The organism is Streptomyces sp. GC420 (assembly GCF_009916105.1).
GTDB lineage: Bacteria > Actinomycetota > Actinomycetes > Streptomycetales > Streptomycetaceae > Streptomyces.
In genome coordinates this window covers 1-2,566 of the sequence record NZ_JAAAXQ010000647.1, presented here as the reverse complement: position 1 = coordinate 2,566, position 2,566 = coordinate 1, and the positions used below count along the sequence as shown (strand labels likewise).

Below are 2,566 nucleotides of genomic sequence, written 5' to 3'. Positions count from 1 at the left end.
GATCCCACCTCCCCCTCCGGGTCCCGGGCCGACCGTCCCCATTTGCTATGTGCTGGTACCGGCATATAGCTACAGTGCTGGTATGGGAAAGCAGACGAACATCCGCCTGGACGAAGACGTCAAAGCAGCCGCCGAGGCCCGGGCCAAGCGCCGGGGCCTGAGCTTGCAGGGGTACGTGGCTGACCTGATCGAGGCCGACGTGAACCAGTCCCGCGCGGCCTTCATGGCCGGCGCTGCATCGTTCCTGGCCTCGTACACGGACGTGTTCGATGCGGAAGTCGGTGAGGACCGGTACCCCGGCCTCCCGGACACCCCGGCGGAGACGGCACCGAGGGACGCGGCGTGAACCTCCGCATCGACCTCGCGTGGATCCTGGCAGTGGCGCAGCAGATTCCGGGAGACCCCCAGGTCGTCGACTACGGCGTCCCCGTCGCGGCGGAAGCACGTCACCGGGCGGAGATCCTTGACCACGAGGTCTATCCCGAGCCCCATCACAAGGCCGCGGCGCTGCTGTGCGAGCTGGCGAGAAACCCGAGCCTGGAGATGAGGAACCTGCTTTTCGCGGCAACCGTGACCGCGGCCTACCTGTCGGCGTGCGGCCTTCCAGTGAGCCCTGGCCTGGACACCGTGCTCCCGCTGGCCCGCGCAGCCCGGGACGGGCTCCCGGTGCGGGAAGTCGCCGCTCAGATCAAGACCTGGACGAGCTGACCGAGCGGACCCTCAACACAGTACCGAGCCAGGTCAGATCCAGGTCGTCGACAAGCGTCGGTCCGGCCATCCACATGCCGGGTCAAGACGGCAGTCCCCCCGCGGTCGGAGCACTGCGCAAGACCGGTCACGCGGCAGAGGGCGCCTCGCTGGTCTTCGAGCCGCCGACGAAATTGGTCACCAGCGCGCGGATCCGGGAGCGGAGCTCGGACCACTCGTCGCTGGTGCGGTGATCCGCCTCCATCTGCTCAAGCACCTTCTGAAAGGACAGCAACGCAACGCGGCCGCGACGACGGCCCAGCGCGGTCCGGGCCTCCTGCAGAAGGGGCTCCCTGACCTCCGCGCCCTGAGCGCGGCGGTGCAGAGCGGTGATCCGGGGAAGGACGTTGAGGTCGCCCAGAATTCGGACGAGCTGTCGATCCGCCCATATGCCGACCACGGCTTTTCTGCCCGTCCAGACCGCGAACCCGACACCAACGCTCCACATCGGCAGCATCACGATGCGGACGGCCTGAGTTTCGGGCTGCGGGATCAACCCGCTGCTGAGGAGGAGTCCGTACGGCCCCTGCGCCAGCCCGATGGCCATGCACCACTGCAGAAGACCGGTCGGGTACCAACGCAGGTGCCCGTCGGCGAGCATCACCATCACACCGACCACCGCCAGACCAAGCAGCAGCAGCCAACCAGCCTCTGCACTCACAGCTGTTATGTCACGCACGTAGGGACTGTAAAGGGTGGCACTGACACCTACTGCTTCGAGGCAGCAGTGGCCACGAGCATCCCGCTCGACGTCACCCCGGGTCGCTGCCGTTCAGGCTTCTCGGGTGTCGGACTCGGCCCGGTCCGCTGGTGAGGTCAGGTGCTCTACCAGGGCGAGCAGCATCAGCAGGCAGACGGCTCCGAGGAGGATGGCGGCCCATCCCACAGCCCATGACGTACTGCGGGTGCGGATCACGGTCGGCGTGAGCACCACCATCAGGGCAACCACGCCGCCTGGAAGGACGAACTGCCGCCTCACGACCGGGTACCCGGGACCATCGGGTCGGCCTGGTGCTCGTCGGGGGCCTGATTGGCCGGGTGGTGAGGGTGGTCGCACCACGGAGCCGCCATGTCGGTGAGCTCTTCGAGGATCTGCTCAGCTTTGGCAAGGTCGTCGGCATGTACAGCCTCGGCGAAGTCTTTCTCCAGATCGTGGGCGGCGCTCCAGTCGGCCTCGTACGCCTCACGGCCGTTGGGGTATTGCTCGCGGCGCCGCTCCTCGAGCCGGTCGACGATGAACTGGTAGACGCGTACGCCGGTCTGCGGATCCAAGGGCATGCGGTGGGTCTTTCGGGCTCGGTGACGTCCTGGTGAGGTCGCCGGTGGGGCTATCGCCTGAGTGGTCGTGCGGCGCGGGCGCGCCGTGCGGCGCGGAAGGCCTCGGCGGGATCGTCGCAGGCTCCGGGTGCGGGACGCCACTCGTCGGCGCGCCAGAGGGTGAAGGGGTACCAGCGGCCGTCGGGGCCCGGGCGGATCTGGACTCCGGCGGTCGTGTCGGTGAGCGCGCTGCCGTCGATGGTGATGGTCCCGAGGCCGACAGCGCGGGAGGCGTGGACGGTCTCTCGTGCCCGTTCGAGGACGTCGATGGTTGCTGGGGTGGCGGCGAGGGTGGCGTGGGCGCCGGCCGGGCCGCCGTGGCGGTAGCCGATCATCATCGCCCGCAGGGTGGCTTCGGGGATTCGGGTGGCGTGCTGGGCGGCCTCCAGATGGTCCGCGCCGTCGGGGCTGGCGATGATCCGCAGGATGTCGGCCAGCTCGTCGTGGGGCGCAGCGGCGGTGCAGGCCAGGAGGGTCTGAGCGCGGGCGGCGGCATCGGTGG

At 69.0% G+C, this 2,566-nt stretch carries 5 protein-coding genes and 1 pseudogene; 2 read left to right on the top strand and 4 right to left on the bottom strand.

What is annotated here, in order from left to right:
- The first annotated feature begins 82 nt into the window (after positions 1-82).
- Together GUY61_RS37365 and GUY61_RS37360 are read left to right on the top strand one after the other, a co-directional pair.
- Entirely contained in the window at positions 83-346 is a 264-nt protein-coding gene (locus GUY61_RS37365) for a hypothetical protein (protein ID WP_243767019.1), read from the top strand.
- Positions 343-708 (top strand): hypothetical protein, encoded by a 366-nt coding sequence (locus tag GUY61_RS37360; RefSeq protein ID WP_166634730.1) that lies wholly within the window; start codon positions 343-345, stop codon positions 706-708. Before GUY61_RS37365 ends, GUY61_RS37360 begins: the two co-directional genes overlap by 4 nt.
- A 127-nt stretch (positions 709-835) precedes the next feature.
- On the opposite strand, the gene GUY61_RS37355 is transcribed toward GUY61_RS37360, so the two are convergent.
- The 4 genes and pseudogenes from GUY61_RS37355 to GUY61_RS37340 all read right to left on the bottom strand — a co-directional run.
- On the bottom strand, positions 836-1,408 hold the full coding sequence (locus tag GUY61_RS37355; RefSeq protein WP_166634729.1) for a hypothetical protein: 573 nt from the start codon (positions 1,406-1,408) through the stop codon (positions 836-838).
- Between the two features lie 111 nt (positions 1,409-1,519).
- A complete protein-coding gene (locus tag GUY61_RS37350) occupies positions 1,520-1,684 on the bottom strand; it encodes a hypothetical protein (RefSeq protein ID WP_166634728.1) in 165 nt (54 codons plus the stop codon).
- Positions 1,685-1,722: 38 nt separating this feature from the next.
- The gene (locus GUY61_RS37345) at positions 1,723-2,025 is read right to left on the bottom strand and encodes a hypothetical protein (protein ID WP_166634727.1); all 303 of its coding nucleotides are present in this window, start codon (positions 2,023-2,025) and stop codon (positions 1,723-1,725) included.
- 50 nt (positions 2,026-2,075) lie between these two features.
- Positions 2,076-2,566: pseudogene (locus GUY61_RS37340) on the bottom strand (hypothetical protein); the annotation flags it as partial.

Bases quoted from the DNA above. Each gene is read 5' to 3' on its own strand.
- GUY61_RS37365 (WP_243767019.1), top strand. From the start codon at position 83: ATGGGAAAGCAGACGAACATCCGCCTGGACGAAGACGTCAAAGCAGCC.
- GUY61_RS37350 (WP_166634728.1), bottom strand. From the start codon at position 1,684: ATGGTGGTGCTCACGCCGACCGTGATCCGCACCCGCAGTACGTCATGG.
- GUY61_RS37345 (WP_166634727.1), bottom strand. From the start codon at position 2,025: ATGCCCTTGGATCCGCAGACCGGCGTACGCGTCTACCAGTTCATCGTC.